General features: G+C 65.4%; 23 protein-coding genes. 13 read left to right on the top strand and 10 right to left on the bottom strand.

The genetic code is table 11. From position 1 onward, the window contains the following. Window positions 1-21: 21 nt before the first annotated feature. From JOD97_RS12390 to JOD97_RS12345, 10 genes are all read right to left on the bottom strand, one after another. Window positions 22-768 carry a hypothetical protein gene (locus tag JOD97_RS12390; RefSeq protein ID WP_209717777.1) on the bottom strand — a complete coding sequence of 249 codons (747 nt, stop codon included), beginning with the start codon at window positions 766-768 and terminating at the stop codon, window positions 22-24. Beyond that, window positions 758-1231, bottom strand: coding sequence for a hypothetical protein (locus JOD97_RS12385; protein WP_209717774.1), 474 nt, complete (start codon window positions 1229-1231; stop codon window positions 758-760). The genes JOD97_RS12390 and JOD97_RS12385 overlap by 11 nt, the downstream gene beginning before the upstream one ends. A gap of 164 nt (window positions 1232-1395) precedes the next feature. After that, on the bottom strand, window positions 1396-2079 hold the full coding sequence (locus JOD97_RS12380) for a hypothetical protein (RefSeq protein ID WP_209717771.1): 684 nt from the start codon (window positions 2077-2079) through the stop codon (window positions 1396-1398). Then, window positions 2076-3671, bottom strand: coding sequence for a hypothetical protein (locus JOD97_RS12375; RefSeq protein WP_209717769.1), 1596 nt, complete (start codon window positions 3669-3671; stop codon window positions 2076-2078). Before JOD97_RS12375 ends, JOD97_RS12380 begins: the two co-directional genes overlap by 4 nt. A gap of 7 nt (window positions 3672-3678) precedes the next feature. Next, complete coding sequence (locus tag JOD97_RS12370) at window positions 3679-4881, bottom strand: type II secretion system F family protein (RefSeq protein ID WP_209717766.1); 1203 nt, start codon at window positions 4879-4881, stop codon at window positions 3679-3681. Next, the gene (locus JOD97_RS12365) at window positions 4881-6587 is read right to left on the bottom strand and encodes a GspE/PulE family protein (RefSeq protein WP_209717764.1); all 1707 of its coding nucleotides are present in this window, start codon (window positions 6585-6587) and stop codon (window positions 4881-4883) included. Before JOD97_RS12365 ends, JOD97_RS12370 begins: the two co-directional genes overlap by 1 nt. 21 nt (window positions 6588-6608) lie before the next feature. After that, entirely contained in the window at window positions 6609-8207 is a 1599-nt protein-coding gene (locus tag JOD97_RS12360; protein ID WP_229264416.1) for a lipopolysaccharide assembly protein LapB, read from the bottom strand. Next, complete coding sequence (gene mshL / locus JOD97_RS12355) at window positions 8204-10072, bottom strand: pilus (MSHA type) biogenesis protein MshL (RefSeq protein WP_209717762.1); 1869 nt, start codon at window positions 10070-10072, stop codon at window positions 8204-8206. The genes JOD97_RS12360 and mshL (JOD97_RS12355) overlap by 4 nt, the downstream gene beginning before the upstream one ends. Before the next feature lie 62 nt (window positions 10073-10134). Further along, window positions 10135-11061 (bottom strand): ExeA family protein, encoded by a 927-nt coding sequence (locus tag JOD97_RS12350; RefSeq protein WP_209720310.1) that lies wholly within the window; start codon window positions 11059-11061, stop codon window positions 10135-10137. A gap of 5 nt (window positions 11062-11066) precedes the next feature. Next, window positions 11067-11783: an ABC transporter ATP-binding protein gene (locus JOD97_RS12345; RefSeq protein WP_209717760.1), complete on the bottom strand. Its 717-nt coding sequence runs from the start codon at window positions 11781-11783 to the stop codon at window positions 11067-11069. 261 nt (window positions 11784-12044) lie between these two features. Here JOD97_RS12345 and JOD97_RS12340 point away from each other — a divergent pair, with 261 nt between their 5' ends. The 13 genes from JOD97_RS12340 to mshL (JOD97_RS12280) all read left to right on the top strand — a co-directional run bounded on the left by JOD97_RS12340 (window position 12045) and on the right by mshL (JOD97_RS12280) (window position 23506). Further along, entirely contained in the window at window positions 12045-13751 is a 1707-nt protein-coding gene (locus JOD97_RS12340; protein WP_209717758.1) for a GspE/PulE family protein, read from the top strand. Between the two features lies 1 nt (window position 13752). Beyond that, on the top strand, window positions 13753-14982 hold the full coding sequence (locus JOD97_RS12335) for a type II secretion system F family protein (protein WP_209717755.1): 1230 nt from the start codon (window positions 13753-13755) through the stop codon (window positions 14980-14982). Window positions 14983-15000: 18 nt separating this feature from the next. Next, window positions 15001-15522 carry a type II secretion system protein gene (locus JOD97_RS12330; protein ID WP_209717753.1) on the top strand — a complete coding sequence of 174 codons (522 nt, stop codon included), beginning with the start codon at window positions 15001-15003 and terminating at the stop codon, window positions 15520-15522. Window positions 15523-15574: 52 nt separating this feature from the next. After that, window positions 15575-16105 carry a Tfp pilus assembly protein FimT/FimU gene (locus JOD97_RS33115; RefSeq protein ID WP_304511216.1) on the top strand — a complete coding sequence of 177 codons (531 nt, stop codon included), beginning with the start codon at window positions 15575-15577 and terminating at the stop codon, window positions 16103-16105. Window positions 16106-16133: 28 nt separating this feature from the next. Then, window positions 16134-16694: a Tfp pilus assembly protein FimT/FimU gene (locus JOD97_RS12320; RefSeq protein ID WP_255585312.1), complete on the top strand. Its 561-nt coding sequence runs from the start codon at window positions 16134-16136 to the stop codon at window positions 16692-16694. Then, a complete protein-coding gene (locus JOD97_RS12315) occupies window positions 16684-17313 on the top strand; it encodes a prepilin-type N-terminal cleavage/methylation domain-containing protein (protein WP_209717750.1) in 630 nt (209 codons plus the stop codon). Before JOD97_RS12320 ends, JOD97_RS12315 begins: the two co-directional genes overlap by 11 nt. 6 nt (window positions 17314-17319) lie before the next feature. Continuing rightward, entirely contained in the window at window positions 17320-18285 is a 966-nt protein-coding gene (locus JOD97_RS12310; RefSeq protein WP_229264415.1) for a prepilin-type N-terminal cleavage/methylation domain-containing protein, read from the top strand. Between the two features lie 8 nt (window positions 18286-18293). Continuing rightward, entirely contained in the window at window positions 18294-18755 is a 462-nt protein-coding gene (locus JOD97_RS12305) for a pilus assembly PilX N-terminal domain-containing protein (RefSeq protein ID WP_229264414.1), read from the top strand. Between the two features lie 136 nt (window positions 18756-18891). Next, on the top strand, window positions 18892-19836 hold the full coding sequence (pilM, locus tag JOD97_RS12300; protein WP_209717747.1) for a type IV pilus biogenesis protein PilM: 945 nt from the start codon (window positions 18892-18894) through the stop codon (window positions 19834-19836). Then, complete coding sequence (locus tag JOD97_RS12295; RefSeq protein ID WP_209717746.1) at window positions 19833-20543, top strand: MSHA biogenesis protein MshI; 711 nt, start codon at window positions 19833-19835, stop codon at window positions 20541-20543. The genes pilM and JOD97_RS12295 overlap by 4 nt, the downstream gene beginning before the upstream one ends. Then, on the top strand, window positions 20540-21325 hold the full coding sequence (locus JOD97_RS12290; RefSeq protein ID WP_209717745.1) for a hypothetical protein: 786 nt from the start codon (window positions 20540-20542) through the stop codon (window positions 21323-21325). The genes JOD97_RS12295 and JOD97_RS12290 overlap by 4 nt, the downstream gene beginning before the upstream one ends. Then, window positions 21310-21705 (top strand): MSHA biogenesis protein MshK, encoded by a 396-nt coding sequence (locus JOD97_RS12285; RefSeq protein WP_229264413.1) that lies wholly within the window; start codon window positions 21310-21312, stop codon window positions 21703-21705. The genes JOD97_RS12290 and JOD97_RS12285 overlap by 16 nt, the downstream gene beginning before the upstream one ends. A 10-nt stretch (window positions 21706-21715) precedes the next feature. Further along, a complete protein-coding gene (gene mshL, locus JOD97_RS12280) occupies window positions 21716-23506 on the top strand; it encodes a pilus (MSHA type) biogenesis protein MshL (RefSeq protein WP_209717744.1) in 1791 nt (596 codons plus the stop codon). The last annotated feature ends 1 nt before the right edge of the window (window position 23507 follow it).

Genomic DNA, 23507 nt, shown 5'->3' with positions numbered 1-23507 from the left:
TGGTCGGAACGGGTGGACGGGTCAGGGCTTGGGCGCGGTGGCGCGCACGCGGCCGCGTATCAGCGGCAGCGGCACCCAGCTGACCACGTTGCTGAAGCTGCCGCCGACGGCGCGCGGCTCGCCGGTGGCGGCGCGCGCCATGAACTCGCGCACGGCCGCCTCGTTGGCCTGCTCGTCGAGGTTGTCGGTGACGGCGCCGGCCTGCGGGATGCCGGCCAGGCTGACGCCCAGGTGCTTGCCGCTGGAAAAAATGACCGCCGGCGCGCAGCGGTCGTCGACGCGGCAGTTGGCCGAGCCGACCCGGTAGAACACGGTGCCGTCGTCGCCCCGGTCGAACACGGTTTTATCGGCCTCGACCGGCTGGTCGAGGTTGCCGTTGGCAAAATCGCGCGACACGCTGTAGCGCAGCAGCTTGTTCCAGCCGTCGCCCGGCACCACGCCCAGCGTAATCCACGGCAAAAAGCCGGTGCAGTCGGCGTCGCTGGCGCAGGGGCGCGGGTTTTCGCGGCCGTCGGTGGCCGACAGCGCCGGGCGCGGCAGGCGCCGGTGCAGGATGGCGTAACCGAGCAAGGCCTCGCGGGCCTCGGCCAGCGAGGCGCGCGTCAGCGCCTGCGGGCGCAGCTCGCCGGACGGTGGGCTGAACAGGTTCATCAGCAGCGACGACGCGCCCAGGCCCAGCACCACCAGCAACAGCAGCAGGGCGGCGCCGCGCTGGCGCCGCAGCGGGGCCGGACGCCGGCGCGCGTGCGAAGGGCGCTCACGGTTCATTGATGTCCTTGACGCGGCCATCGGCCAGGTCGTAGCGCTGGCCGGGCCGCAGCAACACCTTCTTGCCGGACGGCAGGGTGACGGTCAGCGCCTTGCTGTTGCGGTTGCTAAACTTGTTCTGCGGCCCGCTCTGCGGCACGTTGTTGAGCCACACGGTGCTGCGGCCGCTGCTGCTGCGGACCACGCCGTTCATTTCGAGTTGCTCGGGCGCGGGCGGCGGGGCTGGCGGCGCGTCGGCCGCCATGCCGGGCGGCATCATGGCGTCCGACACCGTCGGCGGCGGCATGTTGCCGGGCACGCCGAGCGGGCGAAAATCGGCCTGTGACGGCAGGGCGACGGGCGCCGCGTTGGCGGCGGCGGCGACCTTGCCGCGGTTGGCGTCGAGCGCCACGCGTTCGGCCGGCGTGTTGAACAAGCGGCCCAAGGTCGGCTGGGCGCCGGCCGCGTCACATACGGTCAACAAAAAGAGGCCCGCGAACACCGCGCACCACGGAGACACGTAGGGCGGATTAGCGCAGCGTAATCCGCCATGTATGGGTCGCCAGCGACTCATGCATTGGCGGATTACGGCGTTCCGCCTAATCCGCCCTACGTGATCACAGACATGATCATACATTTTCATGGCGTTCATGCTTTGCCCTTCTTACGCTCGACGACCGGAGTCGGCTTGGGCGCCGGCGCCATCGTAATCCAGTTCAGCGTGCAATCGGCGCCCAAGGTCGGCCCGGCCGCCGCCCCAGCCGCCACCCCGAGCCGCTTGATCGAACAATCCTGCACCGCGAAAAAACTGCGTTCATGCAAATCCGCCAGAAAATCAAACAAATCCATCTCGTGCAACAACTCCATGTGCAGCCGCATGCGGCTGCCCTGCAACTGATATTCGCCCAGGTCGAGCGCCGACTCCAGCCGCACCGGCTGCTGCGGATCGATCTCATAGCTCAGCGGCAGCAACTGGCGCTGCTCCTGCGTCTGGCGGATCGCGTCGACCCATTCCAGGCGCTTTTCCTCGCCGATCAAACCGCGCTCGCGCAACTCGATATAGCGCTGCTGGAAGTTGCGGATATCGCGCTTCTCGTTGTCGACGTGGGCGTAGCGCGAATAGGCGGTATCGCGCACCCGCTGCACGCGTTGAAGCTCCTGGTCGGCGTCCTGCTGGCCCCAGCCGGTGACCAGCACGGCCGTCATGCCGATCGTAACAGCGGCGACGGCGGTCAGCACGGCCGTGCGTATCAGCCCGAATTCGCTGATCCAGTACGGCAACGCGACGCTGGCGGCGGCCTTCTTCTTGCCGGTGACGGGGTTCGTGCTCATGGCTTCCACACCAGGTTCAGGGAGAATTTGGCGCGCGTCTCGACCGCCTGCGCGCCGGCCTTGCCGTTGAGCTTGACGGACGAGCGGGTGTCGAGCGGCGGTTTGTCGACCTCCACCGTCAGGCGCGGATGGCTGGCCAGCTGCTGCGCGAACAGATTCATCGTGTTGACGGCGTTGCGGTAGTCGTCCTGGTCGGCCATGATCTCCGCCTCCAGCAGCAGCGCCTGCGGCGGCCGTCCCGGGATGCCGGCCAGCAGCGACGACATCGGCGCCACCTGGCCGGCGCCGCCCATGCCGGCCGCTGCCGGCTGTGAACCCGCGTCGGGGCCCACCTGGGTCGCCGGCAGGTTGACCTTCCAGTCCAGCTGCAGCAGCCGGATCTGCGGCGATTGCTCGAGCGCCTCGCTGACGATGGCCACCAGTTGCAGCGGCCCCGGCCCCTGGGTCACCAGCATGCGCTCGACGTTGACGGCGGCCCGCATATTGGCGGTGGTGGTCACGCGCGGCGGCATGGCGGCCATGACGGCGCTGTAGCGCTGGTCGTACGAAGCGGCCTCCGCGGCCAGCCGGGCGGCGTCGGCCTTGGCCTGCTGCGATTGCCACAGGTTGATCCCGGCCAGCGCCACGCAGCCGGCCGCCAGCATCGCGCTGAAGCGGTACAGGTTGACGCGCGCGTTCCACAGCTTGAAGTAGCGTTGCAGCGGCCCCAGCGTGTAGTGGCTGGGCGGGCGCGTGCGCGCCAGGAACGACAGCAGCAGCGGGTCGGTCAGGCGCCCGGCCAGCCCGGCCGCCGCGCCGTCGCCGGGCTTGACGCCGAGCCGCGCGGTCACGCCCTCCAGCGTGATGAAGCGGAACGCCGTCTCGGCGCCTTCCTCGCACTGGGCCTCGAGCGCCGGAATGGCGGCGGCCGGCGCGATGACGGCCGTCTCCAGCACGTTGCCGCGCGCCATCAGCCGCACGCTGGTGAGGAATTGCTGGGTCTTGCCGGTCTCGACGCCGATGTCGACGGCGTCGCCGTCGCGGTCGATGGCGGGCGTCAGCCGCGAGAACTTCAGCTGGCCGTTCTGGAAATAGCTCTGGCGCCAGCCGGCCGACTGCTGCGTCACCAGCAGCAGGTGCTCGTCGCGCAAGGCCAGCTTGCGCACCAGCGCCTCGCTCAGCAAGGTGGTCGAGTACAGGCCGGCCAGCGGGATCTTCAGTTGTTCCAGCGCCTCGGCCCACGGCTGCACCGACGACGGATTGGTCAGCGCCGACAGCAGCACGATGTCGTCGCGCCGCCCCAGCGCCTCGCGGCCCTGCACCTCGTGGTGGCGGAACGGCGTTTCGCGGTATTGCTGCAGCAGGCGCCGCTGCATCAGCTTGGCGCCGGCGCGGCCGCCCACGTGCGGCACCTGCACGCGCTGGAAGTCCTCCTCGATCAGGTCGGCCAGCAGGTAGACCGGCGCGTGCTGGCCCTGGTCGATATAGTCCATGAAGGCGTCGACGCCGGCGCGGTCGTTGTTGAAGACGGTGCCGCCGGTCAGGCGCGCGCCGCGCCAGCAATAGGCGTGCAGTTGTTCGCTGCTGAGATAGAGTAGGTGTTTGCTCGTCACGGCAGCCTCAAGTCCTGATCTTGCTGATCGTGTCGTAAATCGGGCCCATCACCGACAGCATGATCCAGCCGACCATCACGCCGAGGATCACCGTCATGGCCGGTTCTATCATCGCCTGCACCTTCTCGATCATCTCCTTGACTTCGCGGTTGTAGAAGTAGCTGACGTTGCGCAGCGCGCCGTCGAGCGCGCCGGTGGTTTCGCCGACCTTGAGCATGCGGATCACCAGCGGCGGGAAGATGCCGGTGTTCTGGAACGCCGCCGTGATGCCCTGGCCCTCGGAGATCAGCTGGGCCGCGCGGCGCAGGCCGGCGGCGATGACGCGGTTGCCGACGATGCCCTCGGACAGGCGGATGCATTCGAGGATGGTGATGCCGGACGCGTACATCATGGCGAAGAAGGTGGCGAAGCGGGCCAGGATGATCTTGTGCAGCACCGGGCCGATCATCCAGATGCGCAGCTTGAAGCCGTCGGCCGCGTAGCGCGCCTGTTCGCTGCGCGCAAGCCAGGCGCGGCCGACGAAGAAGGCGACCAGCGGCACGGCCACCAGCACGTACCAGTAATTGATGAAAATGTTGGAGACGAAAATGAGCGCCTTGGTGTGCAGCGGCAGGGTGTTGCCCATGTTCTTGACGAACGAGGTCAGCTGCGGCACCAGGTAGATCATCAGGAAGAAGGTGACGGCGGTGACGAACACGCCGACGGCGGCCGGGTACATGACGATCTTCTTGGTCTGCGAGGCCAGCTCGTCCTGCCACTTCAGGCTTTCCGACAGGTTCTTGAAGACCTCGGCCAGCTTGCCGCTCTGCTCGCCGGCGGTGATCAGGCTGGTGAAGGTCAGGTCGAACACCTCCGGATAGGCGGCCAGCGCGGCCGACAGTTGCTGGCCGCCCTCGATGTTCTCGATCAGGCCGGTGATCATCTCGCGGAAGCGCGGGTGGTCGATGCTCTCGCGCAGGTCGTTCAAGCCTTCGAGGATGGGCACGCCGGCGCCGGTCAGCTGCTCCATGTGGAAGCAAAAGTTGATCAGGTCGCGGCGCGTGATGACGCGCTTCAACGCCACCACCTTGGCGCGCGAGACGCGGCAATCGATCAGGTCCAGGCCCATGCGGTGCAGGCGCAGCTCCAGGTCCGGCTCGTTGGCGGCGTCCATGTTACCCGGCGAGATCTGGCCGCCGGCGTCCATCGCGCGGTAGTAGTATTGGGGCATCAGTCGACCAGCCTTTCGGTCAAGTCCACCACGCGGCCGACTTCCTCCAAGGTGGTGACGCCCTCGAGCACGCGGCGCACGCCGTCGTCGATCAGGCTGTGGAAGCCGCTGTTGGCCGCCGCCGTCTTCAGCTCGCGCGACGAGGCGCGGCGCGCCACCATCTCGTCGAGCGCCGGCGTCATCTTCAGCAGTTCGATGATGGCGATGCGGCCCTTGTAGCCCTGGTGCGCGCAATGGTCGCAGCCGACCGCGCGGTACAAGGTTTGCGGTCCGGCCGTCTCCGGCAGGCCCAGCAGGCGGCGCTCGACGTCGTCGGCGAGGTGCGGCTCGCGGCAAGCGGTGCACAGTTTGCGCACCAGGCGCTGGGCGATGATGCCGATGATGTTGCCGGCCATGATGTCGGGCACGACGCCGATGTCGAGCAGGCGCGGGATGGCGCCGATCGCCGAGTTGGTGTGCAGGGTCGAATACACCTGGTGGCCCGTCATCGCCGCCGAGAAGGCCATCTCGGCGGTTTCCTTGTCGCGGATCTCGCCGACCAAGATGATGTCCGGGTCTTGCCGCATCATCGAGCGGATGCCCTCGGCAAAGCCCATCTTGGCCGATTCGTTGACCGAGGTTTGGCGGATCATGCTCATCGGGTACTCGACCGGGTCCTCCAAGGTCATGATGTTGACGCTCTCGGTGTTGATGTGGTTCAGGATCGAATACAGGGTGGTGGTCTTGCCCGAGCCGGTCGGCCCGGTCACCAGGATCACGCCGTCGGGGCGGGCGATCATCAACTTGAGCAGGCTGAGTTCGGCCTCGCCCAGGCCCAGGCCGTCGAGCGGCACCAGGCCCTTTTGCCGGTCGAGCACGCGCAGCACGAAGTTCTCGCCGTGCGTGGTCGGCTGGGCCGAGGCGCGGAAGTCGATCTGCCGGCCCGAGAACTTGATCGAGATGCGCCCGTCCTGCGGCGCGCGCGTCTCGGCGATGTTCATGTTCGACATCACTTTGAGGCGCACCGCCATCGCCGGCCAGTACGATTTGTGCAGGCTGCGGATTTGCCGCAGGATGCCGTCGATGCGGTAGCGGATGCGCAGGAACGATTGCTCCGGCTCGAAGTGGATGTCGGAGGCGCTGTTTTGCACGGCGTCGGCCAGGATGGCGTCCATCAGGCGCACCATCGGCTGGCTGTACTCGTCGGAGGTGGTGCCCAGGCTGGCGTAGTTGACCTCGCCCGTTTCGATCTCGTGCAGGATGCCGTCGATCGACAGCTCGAAGCCGTAATACTGGTCGATGGCGCGCTGGATGTCCGATTCATTGACCAGCAGCGGGCTGATGGTGATGCCCTTGACCAGCATCGCGCTGATCTGGTCGAGCGCGACGATGTTGCTGGTGTCGGACATGGCCAGGATCAGGTTGTCGGTCTGGCGCTCGTAGACGATCGGGAACACGCGGTAGCGCTTGGCCACCTCCTTGGGGATCAGCTTGAGCGCGATGGCGTCCACGACCAGGCTGGTCAGGTCGGCGCTTTGCTGGTTCAGGTTTTCCGACAGCGCCATGCGCACCGTGGCCTCGGTGACGAAGCCCAGCGTGATCAACAGTTTCCCCAACGGCTCGTTGCTGCGTTTTTGCTCGATCAGCGCGATGCGCAGCTGGTCTTCGCTGATGACGCCTTTCTGGATCAGCAGTTTGCCGAGCGGGAGTTTTGCTTGTTCTGCCATCGATAGTGGTTGGTGGTGTTCTTATTGCGCCGCCGGCGTGCCCAGCTCGTGCATGCGGATGCGCAAGGCGTTGCGGTCGAACGCGGCCGGCTTGTCCTGCGACAGCACCAGCGCGCGCTGGTAATAGGTCAGCGCCAGGCGGCCCTGGTTCAGGCGGTCCAGGCCGATGGCCAGGTTGTAGGCGTAGTCCGGATTGTCGGGCGCGGCGGTGTAGGCGCGGAAGAAGGTTTGCTGGGCCTCGGACCAGCGGTTCTGCTGCGCGTACAGGTTGCCCAGCGCGAACAGCGCCGGACCGGCCTCGGGATTGGTATTCAGGATGGCCTTGAGGCGGCCCTCGCTTTGGGCGGTGTCGCCCGAGCGCATGCCGACCAGGCCGGCGACGGCGGCCGAATCGTTGGGATCGAGCTCCAGCATGCGCAGGTAATACGAGGCCGCTTGCGCACCCTGGTTCTGGCGCGTGTGCACCATGGCCATGCCGAGCAGCGCGTCGCGGTTGTTCGGTTCCTGGCGCAGCGCGGTCTCGTATTGCCGCTGCGCGGCCGGCAGGTCGCCGTTGGTGAACGATCGATAGGCGGTTTCCACCGCCGGCGCGATCTTGGCCGGCTGCACGGCGCGGGCGACGCGGATCTCGGCGTTGTTGTCGGGCGCGGCGACCGCCGGCAGCCGCTCGGCGCGCGGGGCGCTGAGCTGGCTTTGGATGGCTTGCTGGGCGGCGGCCAGTTCCTGCTCGGTGCGGGCCAGGCGGCGTTCCAGGTCGTCGCGGCCGCCACGGTTGACGGACGGCGCCAGCATCGCGCTGCCGCTCGGATCGGCCGCCATCGGATCGGCGAAGCCGCCCGGGTTGGCGGCGCCCGGCTGGCCCGGGGCGGCGCCCGGCGTGCCCGGGGCCGCGCCGATCACCTGCACCGGCGTGGCGCCGGTGGCGCCCGGCGGCGGCATCGGCACCGGCGGCAGGCGCGAGCCGGCGCCCGGCGCCATCACCGCTTGCCAGTAATAATAACCAAAGCCGAGCACGATCAGCGTCAGGATGGCGAGCAGGCCGATCAGGCGCAGGCGTTCCGGATCCATGCCGACCGGCTCGCTGGTGGACGCGGCGGCGGCGCGGGCGCGGGCGGCGCCGCGCGGCTTGCCGGCCGCCTTGTCGTTGGCTTGTGGCTTTGCCGAGGCCGAGTTTTTCGGGCCGGCCGTTGGCTTGGCGGCGCCGTAAGTGTTTTGGCTATGCTCAGCGGCCGTGGCCGTGGCCGCCATTGGCGGCTGCGGTTGTGCGCTCGGACGTGGAGCCGGTGCCGGCGCCACCGGCGCGGACGGATCGGGCGTCAGGTCGAACGTCAGCCCGGGGCCGAGATGGTCGCTGGGCGGCGGCAACGGGCTGGGCGACGGGCGCGGCGTCAGGCTGGCGGCCGGCGCTTCGGGCGCCAGCGGTTCCAGGCTGAATTCGGCCATCGGCTCGAGGTCGAGGCTGAGTTCGCGCTTGGCGGGCGGGGTGGCGGCTGGCGCCGGTTCGGGCGTCAGCGCCAGCACCGCGTCGAATTCCTCCGACGGCTTGTCCGCCTCGTCTTCCACCGCCGAGCTTTGTTTGGCGCGCTCGGCCTTCTTCAGCGCCTGCATCAGTAAGCTCATGATCCGTTCCCGTTGGTGGTGGGGGCAGGCGGCGCTTGCGGGACCGGGTAGGGTTCGTTATCCGGCTTTTCGCCCGGCAGCAGATAGCGGTAATCCTTGTAGTCGCCGTTGACGCTGGCGTCCTTGACCACGATCGGGCGCATGAAGATCACCAGCTCGGTCTTGGTGCTTTTCTCGTTACGGTAGGAGAACAGGTCGCCGATCACCGGCACGCTGCCCAGCAGTGGAATGGAATCCTTGGCGTTGTCGACCGAGTCCTGCATCAGGCCGCCCATGACGGCGATCTGGCCGCTCGGGATCTTCATCAGCGATTCGAGCTCGCGCGCCTGGATCACCGGCACGCTGCTGTGGACGCCGGCGGTGGCCAGCGCCGGATTCGGGTCCTCGACGGTGCCGACGATGCGGGTGATGGTCGGGCGCACGTTGACGGTGACGTCGTCGTTGTCGGAAATTTGCGGCGTCACGCTCATGACGAAGCCGACCGGCACGGTCTCCAGCTTCGACTCGTAGGTGGCCGGCGAGGTCGGCGTGCCGTTGATGCCCAGCACGGCCGGCGTGACCTTGATCGAGAAGAACACGTTGTTGTCGACCACCTTGAGCAGCGCGGTCTGGTTGTTCATCACGCTGATTTTCGGGCTCGACAGCACTTTGACCTTGCCGAACGACTCCAGCAGCTCGATGGTCGCGGCGATGTTGCCCAGGCCGGTGACCGGGTTGTTGTACTTCAGCAGGAAAATGCCGGGGCCGTTGTTGGGATTGACCCCGCTCGGCAGGGCGACGCTGCCCACCTGGCCCTGGCTGATCCCGAGCCGGCCGGAGCGCGACAAGGTCGACCAGTTGATGCCTTGCTGATAATTGTTGTTGAGGCGGACCTCGATCACGGTCGCCTCGATCAACACCTGGCGCTTGGCCGCGCCCAGCACGATATCGACGAACTCGCGGATTTTCTCGTGCTGGCGGCTGGTGGCGCGCACGGCGATCAGGCCGCCCTCGGCGTTGACGATGACCGAGTTGGGGCGGGTGTTATTGGTGCGCGATTGGCCGAAGGCGCCGGTGTCGAACGCGGCCGGCGCCTGCTGCTGGCCGCCCTGCGCGTTCTGCTGCGGGGTTTGCGGCGAATTTTGTTGCACCCCGGCCAGCGGATCGACCGGGTTGTCGCTCAGGTTGGAGTTGCGCAGCATGTCGCGGATGTTCTTTTCCAGCGTGTACCAGAAATTATTGTCCGACCGGTTGTTGACCACGGTCGTCGAGTTGTTGCTGCCGTTGCTGGTCGCGCTGTTGTTGTTGGACGCCTGGGTATTGCCGCCGGTGCCGCCGGCCGAAGCGGTCGCGCCGACCGGATTGGAGGCGCTGGAACCGCCGCCGCCGCCCGTGGTCGAGATCTGCGTCGCGATGTTGACGCTGCTGCTGGTGCTGCGCGCGATGTTGACGTAGTCGATCTTGTAATTGCGCCACTCGGGCGTGTCCGGCAGCACCGACAAGGTGCCGTTGTTGATTTCATAACGCATGTCGACCTGGCGCTGGATGCGGCTCAGCAGCTGGGGCAGCGTCTGGTCCAGCGCGTTGAGCGTGACCATGCCCTCGATGCTGGGGTGGACGTCCACGTTCAGGCCGGCGTCGCGCGCCAGCGCGAACAGCAGCGACTGCACCGGCACCTTGTGCACGGTGACGCTGTAGGTCTCGACCTTGGCGGTCGGCTTGGGCGGCGGCAGCACCGCGCTTTGCCGCACCGGTTCGGGTATCGATCCGGCCGGGCGTGGCGCTTCGCTGATGTGCGCAGGCGAGGGCGGCAGCGTGCGGGTGGCGCAGGCGCCGAGTAACACACTGCACGCCACGGGGACGATGGTCAAGGCTAGTTTATTCATTGTTTCTTCCGGCCCAGGGGGAACGCAGGATGTTGTGCAAATGCAATATAGCTAGCATGATCTTACAAATTTGCCGTCACCGCAAGGACGCTCAAGCATATTGCTCCAATTAAAAGCCCCAGCAAACACCCGATTGCAACAGTGCGCAAAAAGAAAGCGCGCGGCCGGCGATTTAACAAACTCCGGCCGAACGGCGATTCCTTGATCGCCGCCCGCACGTGGCGCTTGTCGACCACGACGGCGTCGTCGGCGAAGGCGGCCAGCAGCGCCTTGTCGGCCAGGATGTTGATGCGGCGGACGATGCCCTCGGCGCTTTCGCCGATCAATCTGGCGGCGGCCGGGCTGAACACGGCCGGACCGTCGTGGCCGGCCGCGCGCAGGCGGAAGTCGAGGAACTCGCCCACCAGCGCCGGCTCCATGGCCGGCACGTGGAAGCTGTGGGTGATGCGTTCGCGCAGCTGGCGCATGCTGGCCAGTTCCAGGTGCTGGTCCAGCTCCGGCTGGCCGAACAGCACGATCTGCAGCAGCTTGCTGCGCGCCGTTTCCAGGTTGGTCAGCAGCCGGATCGCCTCCAGGGTCTCGAGCGGCATCGCCTGCGCCTCCTCGACCAGCAGCACGACTTGCTGGCCCTGGCCGTGGCGCTCGATCAGGTGCGCATGCAGGGCGCGCTGCACCTCGTCGACGCGGTAGCCGCGCGTGGGCAGGCCCAGCTCGGCGGCGATGGCGAACTGGACTTCGACCGGATTGAGGTTCGGATTGACCAGGTAGATGACCTCGATATGCGGCGGCAGCTGGCTCTCCAGCATGCGGCACAGCATGGTCTTGCCGGCGCCGACTTCGCCGGTCACCTTGATGATGCCTTCGCCGTGGCAGACCGCGTACAGCAACGCCTCGAGGATCTCGCCGCGCGTGTTGCCGGAATAGAAAAAGGCGGGATTCGGCGTGATGCCGAACGGCGATTCGCGCAGCTGGAAGTGGGCGTGGTACATGGCGCTCACGCGATGCAGGCCAGGAACGCCTGTTCCAGGCTGTCCGCGCCGTAGCGGGCGCGGCATGCGGCAGGCGTGCCGGCGAAGCGGATTTGGCCGTCGTGCAGGATGGCCATGCGGTCGCACAGCTCGTCGACGTCGGCCAGCGCGTGCGAGGTCAGGAACAGCGTGGCGCCGGCCCGGTGCAGGCCGCGCAGTTGTTCTTTTAATAACGCGCGCGCTTTGGGGTCGAGACCGCTCATCGGCTCGTCCAATATATACAGGCGCTTGCGCGCCAGCAGGCAGGCGGCCAGCCCCAGCTTTTGCGTCATGCCCTTGGAGTAGCCGCGCACGGTGCGCTTGAGCGCGTCCGGGTCCAGGTCCAGCGCGGCCATCATCGCGGCGACGGCGTTGGCGTCGTAGCGCATGCCTTGCAGGGTCAGCAGGTAGCGGATGAAGTCGGCGCCGGTCAGGTAGTAGGGTGGCGTGAAGCGTTCCGGCAGGAAGCCCAGCGGCTGGCGGCTGGCGGGGCGCCGGTGCGGCTGGCCGAAGATGTCGATGCTGCCGCCGTCGAGCGCGCAGAAATCGAGCACGCATTTAATCAGGCTGGTCTTGCCGGCGCCGTTGACGCCCACCAGGCCGAAGCATTCGCCCGCGTTGAGCGCGAGATCCACGCCGCGCAGCACGCTGGTCTGGCCGTAGCGTTGAACGACTTGCTGCAAGCGCAGGGCGGGTACGGTCATGAAAGGGAATAGTGGCCACAGGAAACGAACCGCCACTGTAGCGTATTCGTGCGAAGAAAGCGACATCCGGTGCAGATAGGCGAGCGGGGCGCTGGGTAACTGGGGTAATCTGCTCTAGAATGGCCGCAAGTTGTCGTGAGGCATTATGATCAGCCCGGACCCCCAAGCCACCCCGGGGTCGGACCCCGTGGGGTCCGACCCCACGTCGCCGGGGTGCGGGTTGAACGGGTCAAATTGGTTTTTGGGAACTAGGGAGCAAGTATGGCAAGGCCGGAGAAAGTCAGGCTGGGGGAAATTCTGGTGCAGCAAAAGCTGCTGTCGGAAGAACAGCTGGGCCTGGCGCTGACCGAGCAAAAGCGCAGCGGCCGCAAACTCGGCCGCGTGTTCATCGAGAACGGCTACGTCACCGAGGAACAGATCGCCGGCGCGCTGGCGCGCCAGCTCAACATCCCCTACTTGAACTTGAAGTTCTTCAACGTCAATCCCGAAATCGTCCGCATGCTGCCGGAGACCCAGGCGCGCCGCTTCCGCGCGCTGGTGCTCGAAGACCGGCGCGGCGTGCTGCTGGTGGGCATGTCGGACCCGACCGACCTGTTCGCGTACGACGAGATCGCCCGCATCGTCAAACAGAACATCGAACTGGCCGTCGTCAACGAGACCGAGGTGCTGGCCGTCATCGACCGCATCTACCGCCGCACCGAGGACATCTCCGATCTGGCGCGCGAGCTGGAGCAGGATCTGGGCGACGTCTCGGTCGACTTCGGCGCGCTGGCGGCCGCCAATCCGCATCTGGAAGAGGCGCCCATCGTCAAGCTGCTGCAGTCGGTGTTCGACGACGCCGCCCAGGTGCGCGCCTCCGACATCCACATCGAACCGCAGGAAGGCCGGCTGCAAATCCGTTTCCGCATCGACGGCGTGCTGCACCTGCAGACCGAAACCGATATCAAGATCGCACCGTCGCTGGCGCTGCGCCTGAAGCTGATGTCCGACCTGGACATCTCCGAAAAGCGCCTGCCGCAGGACGGCCGCTTCGCCGTGCGGGTGCGCAACCAGCGCATCGACGTGCGTATCTCGACCATGCCGACCCAGTACGGCGAGTCGGTCGTCATGCGTCTGCTGAGCCAGGGCGGCGCCCAGCTGCGGCTCGACGCCATCGGCATGCCGCGCGCGCTGGTGGAAAAGTTCCGCGCCATCATCCAGCGGCCGAACGGCCTGGTGCTGGTGACCGGACCGACCGGTAGCGGCAAGACCACCACCTTGTACTGCGCGCTGTCCGAACTCAATTCGGTCGAGAAAAAGCTCATCACCGTCGAGGACCCGGTCGAATACCGGCTGGCCGGCATCAACCAGGTGCAGGTCAACGACAAGATCGACCTGAACTTCGCGCGCGTGCTGCGCTCGGCGCTGCGGCAGGACCCGGACATCGTGCTGGTCGGCGAGATGCGCGACCAGGAAACCGCGCAGATCGGCCTGCGCGCCGCCATGACCGGCCACCTGGTGTTGTCGACCTTGCACACCAACGACGCCATGAGCACGCCGCTGCGCCTGATGGACATGGGCGTGCCGCGCTACATGGTCGGCAGTTCGCTGCAGGCGGTGCTGGCGCAGCGGCTGGTGCGCATGATCTGCGAGAGCTGCACCACGCCGTACGAGCCGACCCCGACCGAGCGCGAGTGGCTGAGCATGGAATTGAACGACAAGGTCGACAAGGCGCGCTATTTCCACGGCAAGGGTTGCTCGCATTGCAACGGCATGGGGTATCGCGGCCGCACCGGCGTCTACGAGCTGCTGGAGATGACGCGGGCCGTGGTCGACGCGGCCAACGATCCCGATCCGGCCCACTTCCTGAAGGTGGCGGCGACGCAGATGGCCGGCGAGACCTTGCGCCGGCACGCGGTGCAGCTGGTGGTGCAGGGCCGCACGACGGTGTCGGAAGCGATGCGCATCAGTAACCAGACCGAGGATTGACGTGCCGTTCTTCGCCTACAAGGCCCGCAACGCGCGCGGCGAACTGATGCAGGGCGTGCTGGAGGGCCCCGACAGCGGCGCCGTCGCCGACCAGCTGTTCAATACCGGCGTGACGCCGATCGAGATCACCGTCACGCAAAAAGCCGTCGCCACCCATGGCGAGAGCTGGCTGTCGCGGCTGCTGGAGAAGAAGGTCACGTCGATGGACGTGCAACTGTTCAGCCGCCAGCTGTACACCCTGCTCAAGTCCGGCGTGCCGATCATGCGCGGCCTGGCCGGCTTGCAGGAGTCGTCGGTGAGCAAGTCGTTCGGCAAGGTCATCAAGGATTTGCGCGAGTCGCTCGACTCGGGCCGCGAGTTGTCGGCCGCGATGCGCCGCCATCCGGAGGTGTTTTCGCCGTTCTACCTGTCGATGGTGCGGGTGGGCGAGATGACCGGCCGGCTGGAGGAAGTGTTCCTGCGATTGTTCGACCACCTGGAGTTCGACCGCGACATGCGCGAGCGCGTCAAGACGGCGACCCGCTATCCGAGTTTTGTCATCCTGGCCATGGTCATCGCGATGGTGATCGTTAATATGTTCGTCATCCCGGCGTTTGTCGGCGTGTTCAAGTCGCTGAACGCCGAGTTGCCTTTGATGACGCGGGTGCTGATCGGCACCTCCAACTTCACCGTGCGTTACTGGCCGATGATGGCGGTGGCCGCCGTCGCCGGCGTGTGGGGCTTCCGCGCCTGGATCGCCACGCAGCGCGGCTTGTATCAGTGGGATAAGTTCAAGCTGAAGATTCCGGTCGCCGGCAAGATCATCCTCAAGGCCACAATGGCGCGTTTTGCCCGCAGCTTCGCGCTGTCGAACCGCAGCGGGGTGCCGATCGTGCAAGGGTTGACGGTGGTGTCGCAGACGGTGGACAACGCCTATTTGTGCGCGCGCGTCGAGCAGATGCGCGACGGCGTCGAGCGCGGCGACAGCATCCTGCGTACGGCGGCGGCGGCGGGCGTGTTCACGCCGGTGGTGCTGCAAATGATCGCGGTGGGCGAGGAGAGCGGGTCGATCGACGATTTGATGGACGAGATCGCGCAGATGTATGAACGCGAGGTCGATTACGAGCTCAAGACGCTGTCGGCGCAGATCGAACCGATCCTGATCGTGTTCCTGGGCATCATGGTATTGGTGCTGGCGCTGGGCATCTTCCTGCCGATCTGGGACCTGGGCAAGGCCGCCTTGCATAAGTGATGCCGGAAAACGAGGCACTTGTTGATTTTTTTACCAACCTTTGTGACGCAGAAACAACGTGGCGCCAGTTTGCTGGAATTCGCCGTGGCCGTCGTGGTCGTGGGTATTTTGACCACGGTTTTGCTGGACCGGATACGCCATTATCAAGGCGAGGCGGAGGCGGCGGCGGTGCGCATGACGGTGGCGAACGTGCGGGCCGCCTTAGCAATTAAGGTCGCGCAAGGGAAATTGCCGAGTGGAACGATAGATTTAACGATTTTGGCCGAACAAAATCCGTTTGATTGGCTGAAAGATAAGCCGCCCAATTACGCCGGCGAGTACTTTTCCCCAAGCGACGCCGAGGTCGGCGCGGGAAACTGGTGCTTTGATCGAAGTGATAAATCGGTGATTTATTTGTTAAATTTCAGCAGCGCTTTTTTAGATGCCTCAACGAAACGTTTGAAATTCAAGGTAAAATTACTTCGCTTGCCCCATAGCCCCGCCAAGCCGTCAGGCGCACCCGAACCCCTCGGTGTGGCCTTTGAGCAAGTGAAAGGCTGACGCGACCCGCGTCGTCTTTTTTCAACTTATTGGACGATTTGGAGAAGTGCAAATGAACAAGGCAGCGATGAGCGCATTCCGTAAACCAGCCCAGGCGGGCTTCACGCTGATCGAGCTGATCGTCGTGATCGTGATTCTCGGTATTCTGGCGGCGACGGCGTTGCCGCGGTTTTCCAGCCTGGGCGCCGATGCGCGCGCGGCTTCCCTGAGCGCGGTGCGCGGTTCACTGTCTTCCACTGTGGCGATGGCGCGCGGGCAGTTTCTGGCTGCTTCAGCGTTGATCAATAATAACGTCTTGCCGATGGAAGGCGTCAACGTCACCCTGGTTAACGGTTACCCCGACGCTAGTGCTAACACTGCGGCGGCCGCGGGACTGACCGCCGCCGACTACACGATCACATATGGCGCTGTTGCGGCTACTGCTAACAAGCCACTTGGTCTGGCCAATAGTTTTTTAGTGCAACCCAACAGCGTAGCGAATACGACAAGCGGCCTGAACTGCTGGTTGAGATATGAGCAATCGACTGCCGCGAACACTCCACCAGTGATAACCAATAACGCCACTGCGGCGAACTGCCAATAAGCGGCATTCGTCCACATTCGGGGTAGCTTTGGCTCGCCATTTCGATCCGAGATGCCCCGCTGGCGCTACCACCCGTACGCTGGTCGCCGGCTTTACCATGGTCGAGCTGGTGACCGTGATAGTGGTCATAGGCATCCTCGGCGCGATCGGAACGGCACGGTTTTTTGATAACGATACGTTCACCGGTCGCGCCTATTCCGATCAGGCCAAGTCCGTGATCCGCTACGCCCAAAAGCTCGCCATTGCGCAGAACCGGCTCGTTTTCGTGCGCGCCACGCCGGCCAGCTTTGCGGTTTGTTTCACCCCCAACTGCGCGTCCACCGCCGAACTGGCTTTCGCGCCCGGCGGCGGCAACAGCGGCAGCGCGGCCACCCGCGCCGCCTGCACCCTGAATAACAATTACGTCGCCAACTGGCTGTGCGAAGGCACGCCCGCTGGTGTGGTGGTGACAGGTGTCGCTCCCGGCAATGTATTTTCTTTCGACCGCATGGGCCGTCCGAGCTTCGCCGCGCCGTTGACGTTGACCTTCACCAGCGGCGCCAGCGTCTACCAGTTCAAGGTGGAGAACGAGACCGGTTATGTCCATTAAACGCCAACGCGGCCTCACCATCATCGAACTGGTGATGTTCATGGTGATCATGGGCGTGGCCGCCGCCGGCATCATCGGCGTGCTCAACCTCGGGACCAAGTCCAGCGCCGATCCGCTGCGCCGCAAGCAGGCGATGCTGATCGCTGAAGCATACATGGAGGAGGTCCAGCTGGCACGCTTCACATTCTGCGTACCCGGCGACGACAAGGAGTTGGATGCAAAGAAGCAGTCGGACTGTGGCGCCCAGGTTAAGGTTGGCCCCCGGGCGGGTAGCATGACGCGCCCGTACGCCAATGTGGCCGATTACGCCACCGACTTCGACACCGCGCAACCCACCTTTGCGGTGAACGGCGTGGACCGCGACGTCAACGGCCGCGCGCTAGGCCAGGACAGGAACCTGAAAACAATGGGCAACCAACCGCTGGACGGTATCACCACGACGGTGGCGTTGAGTCTGCTCGGCGCCTCCAATCAGCTGGGGCCGGCGGCCCTGCCGATACAGTCCTCCGTCAACAATCTTGAAGCCTTGCAGATCACGGTGATAACCCGATACGGCAACGGCGCCAACGATTTTATCCGGTTGGACGGTTACCGCACGCGCTACGCGCCAAACGATTGACCGACCATGAGATTCCGGCCCCGACATCAACGAAATTCGACCCTCCACCAGCGCGGCTTCACGCTGGTGGAGGCGGTCGTGGTCATGGTCGTCACCGGCATCCTGGCCGGGACCATGGTGCTGTTCATCCGTCGGCCCGTGCAAAACTATACCGACGCCGCAGCCCGGGCGGAACTGAGCGACGCGGCCGATCTAGCGTTGCGCCGCATGGCGCGCGAACTGCGCACGGCACTGCCCAACAGTGTGCGCCTGACGGGTAGCCCGGGCAATGTGTGGTGGTTGGAGTTCATTCCGACCACCAGCGGCGGCAAGTATCTGGCGGTGGAGGACAATGCCGATCCCGCGAAGGGCACGCCGTTGAGCTTTACGGCGCCTAACGCACAGCCGTTCAACGTCATCGGCTCGATGCCGACGGTGACGATATCACCCGCCGGCGCGACTAATTTAGATAACTTCATCGTCATCTATAACCTCGGCCCCGGTTTTACCGACGCCGACGCTTACGCGCGCGGCAACCTGGCGCTGATCACGGGAGCGAACAATGGCAATCGAACGATTTCCTTCGAAAGCTACGCCATTGGCGCCGCGCGGGGAAATAACATCAATCCTTTCGCCGCATGGGTCGCCGCGCCGGCTTCCGACAAAAGACTGGCGAATACCTCGCCCGGCCAGCGTTTCCAGGTGGTGACGCGGCCGGTGATTTTCCGTTGCCAGGGTTCGGCGGACGGCAAGGGCACGTTGACCCGGTCCGTCGTCGATTTCTCCGCCACCCCGACGTTTCCGAATGCCTCGGCTGGCATTTTGATGGCAAGCAACGTGGTCGATTGCGACTTCAGTATCGGCAGCGCGGCCAACCAGCAGAGCGCGCTCGTGGGCTTGAATCTGTCCTTGGGCCGTCCCAATCCGGATGGCGGCAATGCCATCGAAACCGTCACGCTGACCCATCAAATCCACCTGGACAATATTCCATGAAGGTGCGGATGATACGCAGATCAAGCGGGGTCGCGCTGGTGACGGCCATTTTCCTGCTGGTGGTGCTGTCGGGACTGGCCGTGGCCGTGGTGTCGCTGACGACCTCGCAGCAAAGCGCCGCTACGCAGGACGAGCAGGGCGCGCGCGCGTATCAGGCCGCGCGGGCCGGCATCGAGTGGGCGCTGTTCGTCCACCTGCGGAGCGGTACGGCCAATCCGCTGGGCTGTCCGCGAGCGCAGGCGAATGGGCATACGTTTGCCTTGCCGGCCCAGAGTTTGTCGGCATTCACCGTGACGGTGACTTGCACCCAGCCGGCGGACGGTTACGGGAACGTTGGACAGGCCGACCCGACCGCGGGCGGCATCAAGATCACCGCCACCGCGTGCAATCAGCCCGGGCCCGACGGCTGCCCGAACTCTGTCGCGCCCGGACCTGATTACGTGCAGCGCGTAATCGACGCGCAGCTATAAAGAAACAAGCCACGTGACAATGTGTGTATTTTTATGGCATTACTATTAATTTGTAGCAAACAAACGGTGTAACTTGAATATAATCAACCAACTAGCGCGTAAACCTCGTGTGCTGGTAATCATTTAGGTTGCTGGTATGGGATTTTTCAAACGAAGCAAAAAAAAGGATGGTTGGCTGACCGTCACGTTCCAGCGTGACGGCGTTTGCGCTGGCCGCGTGCGGCGCGTGCGCGACGCCAAGGCGGTGGTCGAGCTGTCGTCGTTTTATCCATCCAGCGCCGGCCTGTCGGCCGAGTCGCTCGAACGCGTGCACAAGGATTTGAAGGCCGCCAACTTCAGCTTCGGCACCATGCTCAGCGGCGGCGAATACCAGATGCTGACCGTCGACGCGCCCAACGTGCCGCAGGACGAACTGAAAACGGCGGTGCGCTGGCGCTTGAAGGATATGCTCGATTTCCACGTCGACGACGCCACCATCGACGTGCTCGATATCCCGGTCGATCCAAACGCGCCGTCGCGCGCGCATTCGATGTTCGCGATCGCCGCGCGCAACGCGCTGATCCAGTCGCGCCAGGGCCTGTTCGCCGAGGCCAAGATCGACCTGAACGTGATCGACATCCCGGAGATGGCGCAGCGTAATATCTCGGCACTGCTGGAGACCGAGGGGCGCGGCCTGGCGATGCTGTCGTTCGACGCCGACGGCGGCCTGCTGACGATCACCTACAACGGCGAGCTGTATCTGTCGCGCCGCATCGACGTCACCTTGCAGCAGTTGCTGGAGCCGGACACCGACAAGCAGCAGACCTGTTTCGACAAGATCACGCTGGAGTTGCAGCGCTCGCTGGACCATTTCGACCGCCAGTTCAACTATGTCAACGTGATCAAGCTGCTGCTGGCGCCGACCGGCGCGCCGGGCTTGCACGAGTATCTGGCGGCTAATCTGTACATGCCGGTCGAGGCGATGGGGCTGGAGGACGTGTTCGACCTGAGCAAGGCGCCGGCGTTGCTGGACGTCGAGCAGCAGCAGCGTTTCTTCCTGACGTTGGGCGCGGCCCTGCGGCACGAGGAGGTGGTGCTGTGAGCCAGCAGATCAATCTGTTCAACCCGATCTTCCTCAAGCAGAAGAAGGTGTTCACGGCCTTGCCGATGGCCGAGGCGCTGGGCGTGATCGTCGCCGGCGCGCTGCTGCTGACCTGGTACGCGGGTCAGCGCGTGGCGGACCTGGAGCGTTCCGCAGAAGCCGGCAAGATTATGCTGGCCGACCGCGAGCGTCGCCTGGCCGAGGCCAACAAGCAGTTCGCGCCGCGTCAGAAGAGCGCGACCGTGGCGAGCGACCTGGCGCAGGCCGAGGTGGAGCTGAGGTCGCTGCGCCAGGTCGAATCGGTGCTGCGCGACGGCACGCTGGGCAACGCGGCCGGTTACGCCGAATATTTCCGCGCTTTTTCGCGGCAGAACGTCAACGGGCTGTGGCTGACGGGCGCGTCCATCGTCGGCGCCGGCAACGATATCGGCTTGCAAGGCCGGGCCATGCAGCCGACGCTGATCCCGGCCTACATCTCGCGCCTGAAGTCGGAACCTGTCATGCGCGGCAAGAGTTTCGCCACCCTGGATATCTCGCGGCCTGAAGTGCAGCCGCAACAGCAATCGCAACCGCTGCCGGCCGCCGCGCCGCCCGCCGGTGCCACGCCGGCCGCCGCGCCCGCGTTGGCCGCCGCGCCGGCGGCGACCCCGGCGCCGTTTGTGCAATTCAGCCTGCAGTCGACGGCGGTGGCGAGGACCGAACAATGAAGCAGCAACTGCAACAGCAATGGATCAAGCTCAGCACCAAGCTGGACGCGATGACGCTGCGCGAGCGGGCGATGGTGTTCGTGGCCGTGACGGCGGCGATCTTGTTCCTGCTCTACACGATGGCGGTCGAGCCGATGCTGGCCAAGCAAAAGGTGCTGCTGGCGCAGATCAAGCAGCAGCAAAACCAGATCGCCGGCATCGACATGGAAATCACGGCCAAGGCGCAAGGCTTCACCATCGATCCGGACGCGCAGTCGCGCGCGCAGCTGCAGGCGGCGCGCGCCGAGATCGATCGGATCGGCACCGCTTTGCTGGCGGTGCAAAAAGGACTGGTGGCGCCGGAGAAGATCGCGCCGTTGCTGGAAAACCTGCTCAGCGGCCGTGGCAAATTGCGCCTGATGGCGATGAGGACCTTGCCGGTGACGGGCATGAGCGAGACCTTCGCGCCGCCGCCCGCGCCGGCTGCCGCTGGCGCAGGCGCTGCAATGCCGGCGAATTTGCAGACGCTGTCGGCGCTGTCGACGCAGCCGCCGCCATCAACGCCCACACCGGCGCCGGTGGCGGCCGCGCCCAAGCCGCGCGAACTGCTGTACCGGCACGGCGTGGAGATCGTCTTGCAGGGTAGTTACCTTGACATGGTCGGCTACATGGCGGCGCTGGAAGCGTTGCCGGTCCAGCTGTTCTGGGGCAAAGCCAGCCTGGACGCGCAGGAGTATCCGAATTCGCGCCTGACCTTAACGCTGTACACGCTCAGTCTGGATCAGAAATGGATGAAACTATGAGCGGCGCCTTGCGACGCGCTTGCCTGGCCGGCATGCTGTCGGCGCTGGCGCTGGCGCTGGCGGCGCTGCCGGGGTTGGCGCAGACCTTGGCCGATCCGACCCAGCCGCCGCCCGAATCGCGCCTGCTGGCGCCGGGGGCCGTCGCGGCGCCCGTCGCCAGCAGCGGGCCGCAATTGCAGTCAGTGCTGATCGGCTCGCGCGGGCGCGAGGTGGCGGTGATCGACGGCCAGACCTTGCGCAAGGGCGACAAGCTCAACGGTGCGGTGCTGGTCAAGATCGGCAAGAACCAAGTGGTGTTGCAACACGGACGGTCGAAACAGGTGTTGACCTTGTTCCCCGATGCCGCTGCGGAGGCCGACGCTTCCGCTCATAAACGTTAAACGAATGCATATGCAAAAAACACTGACCATCGCCATCCTGACGACGCTGCTGCTGAACGGCTGCTCGACGCCGCCCAAGCGCGATACCTATAACAAGATCAACGCCGAGGTCGACGCGGCGCTCAAGGCCAAGCCGCCCGCCGCCGCCCAGGCCGACGCCGTGGCCAGCGCCTTGCTGCCGCCGGCCACCCAGCTGGCCGAGCAGTTGCCGAAGGCGCGCGCGGTGCTCGAGGAGCGCTTCAACGTGTCGTTCAACAACGTGCCGGTGCAGCAGTTCTTCAATTCGATCGTGGCCGGCACGCGCTACAACATGCTGATCAATCCGGAGGTGACCGGCACCATTACCGCCAACCTGAAGGATGTGACCTTGGTCGAGGCGCTCGACGCCGTGCGCGAGCTGTACGGCTACGATTACAAGATCGAAGGCACGCGCATCTACATCCGTCCGTTGACGATGCAGACCAAGATGTTCAAGGTCAATTATCTGACGGGCATCCGCAAGGGCGTGTCGAGCCTGCGCGTGTCGTCGACGTCGGTGGCCAACGCCGGCACCAGCAACAGCGGTTCGCAGAATAATTCGGGCAATAACAATTCGAATAGTTCGGGCAACAACGACAACTCGGGCAACAACGGCAACAACGGCAATCAGCCCGGCGGTGGCCAGACGCAACGGGATGCGGCCAACGTGCAAACCAGTTCCAGCAGCGACTTCTGGCTGGAGCTCAAGACGGCGCTGGAGGCGCTCATCGAGACCGGCAAGGATGGCCGCAGCGTGACCATCAGCCCGCAGTCGGGGGTGATCGTGATCCGCGCCATGCCCGACGAGCTGCGCAATGTCGACCAGTATCTGCGCGCCACCCAGTTGTCGGTCGAGCGCCAGGTGATCCTGGAGGCCAAGATCCTCGAGGTGGAGTTGAACAGCAACTTCCAGAGCGGCATCAACTGGGCCGCCTTCGGCAAGCTGAGCACCAACAGCCGCATCTCGGCCGGGCTGGTGCAGCCGGGCACGTCGTTGACGCCGCTGGGCGTGAGCGCCACCGGCTCGCTCAGCAGCAGCGGCGCCGCCGGCGCGGTCGCCGTACCCGGGTCGTCGATCGGCGCCGTGTCCGACGCGGTCGGCTCGCTGTTCGGCCTGGCCTTCCAGACCAGCAACTTCGCCGCGCTGATTTCCTTCCTCGAAGGGCAGGGCACCGTGCACGTGCTGTCGAGCCCGCGCATCGCGACCTTGAACAACCAGAAGGCGCTGCTCAAGATCGGCACCGACGAGTTCTTCGTCACCGGCGTCAGCACGACGACCACGACCAGCGGCACCGGCACCGGCGTGACCACGCCGACGGTGACGTTGCAACCGTTCTTCTCCGGTGTCGTGCTCGATGTGACGCCGCAGATCGACGATCACGGCAACATCATCTTGCACGTCCATCCATCGGTCAGCCAGGTGTCGACCGTCAACAAGGGCTTGAATCTGGGCTCGCTGGGCAACTTCACCTTGCCGCTGGCGGCGTCGGCGACGTCGGAGATGGACAGCATGGTGCGCGGCCAGGACGGCCAGGTGGTCGCCATCGGCGGCCTGATGCGCCAGGCGACGACCTCGGACCGTTCCGGCGTGCCCGGCGCCAGCGACATTCCCGTGGTCGGCGCGCTGTTCCGCGCCACCGGCGAGGTGATCCAGAAGCGAGAGCTGGTGGTGCTGATCAAGCCGACCATCGTCGAATCGAGCTCGGACTGGAACCAGGACCTGCTCGAGAGCGGGCGCCGCATCAAGGAGCTCGATCCGCGCCGCGCCCGGGAGCGCAACTGAT

The organism is Duganella sp. 1411, assembly GCF_017833525.1.
Taxonomy (GTDB): domain Bacteria; phylum Pseudomonadota; class Gammaproteobacteria; order Burkholderiales; family Burkholderiaceae_D; genus Rugamonas.
This window is presented reverse-complemented; position numbering and strand designations above follow the sequence as displayed.

Bases quoted from the DNA above. Each gene is read 5' to 3' on its own strand.
- JOD97_RS12305 (WP_229264414.1), top strand. From the start codon at position 18,294: ATGATACGCAGATCAAGCGGGGTCGCGCTGGTGACGGCCATTTTCCTG.
- JOD97_RS12340 (WP_209717758.1), top strand. From the start codon at position 12,045: ATGGCAAGGCCGGAGAAAGTCAGGCTGGGGGAAATTCTGGTGCAGCAA.
- JOD97_RS12310 (WP_229264415.1), top strand. From the start codon at position 17,320: ATGAGATTCCGGCCCCGACATCAACGAAATTCGACCCTCCACCAGCGC.
- mshL (WP_209717744.1), top strand. From the start codon at position 21,716: ATGCAAAAAACACTGACCATCGCCATCCTGACGACGCTGCTGCTGAAC.
- mshL (WP_209717762.1), bottom strand. From the start codon at position 10,072: ATGAATAAACTAGCCTTGACCATCGTCCCCGTGGCGTGCAGTGTGTTA.
- JOD97_RS12315 (WP_209717750.1), top strand. From the start codon at position 16,684: ATGTCCATTAAACGCCAACGCGGCCTCACCATCATCGAACTGGTGATG.
- JOD97_RS12285 (WP_229264413.1), top strand. From the start codon at position 21,310: ATGGATGAAACTATGAGCGGCGCCTTGCGACGCGCTTGCCTGGCCGGC.
- JOD97_RS12360 (WP_229264416.1), bottom strand. From the start codon at position 8,207: ATGAGCTTACTGATGCAGGCGCTGAAGAAGGCCGAGCGCGCCAAACAA.
- JOD97_RS12350 (WP_209720310.1), bottom strand. From the start codon at position 11,061: ATGTACCACGCCCACTTCCAGCTGCGCGAATCGCCGTTCGGCATCACG.
- JOD97_RS12345 (WP_209717760.1), bottom strand. From the start codon at position 11,783: ATGACCGTACCCGCCCTGCGCTTGCAGCAAGTCGTTCAACGCTACGGC.
- JOD97_RS33115 (WP_304511216.1), top strand. From the start codon at position 15,575: ATGAACAAGGCAGCGATGAGCGCATTCCGTAAACCAGCCCAGGCGGGC.
- JOD97_RS12390 (WP_209717777.1), bottom strand. From the start codon at position 768: ATGAACCGTGAGCGCCCTTCGCACGCGCGCCGGCGTCCGGCCCCGCTG.
- JOD97_RS12370 (WP_209717766.1), bottom strand. From the start codon at position 4,881: ATGCCCCAATACTACTACCGCGCGATGGACGCCGGCGGCCAGATCTCG.
- JOD97_RS12380 (WP_209717771.1), bottom strand. From the start codon at position 2,079: ATGAGCACGAACCCCGTCACCGGCAAGAAGAAGGCCGCCGCCAGCGTC.
- JOD97_RS12365 (WP_209717764.1), bottom strand. From the start codon at position 6,587: ATGGCAGAACAAGCAAAACTCCCGCTCGGCAAACTGCTGATCCAGAAA.
- JOD97_RS12290 (WP_209717745.1), top strand. From the start codon at position 20,540: ATGAAGCAGCAACTGCAACAGCAATGGATCAAGCTCAGCACCAAGCTG.
- pilM (WP_209717747.1), top strand. From the start codon at position 18,892: ATGGGATTTTTCAAACGAAGCAAAAAAAAGGATGGTTGGCTGACCGTC.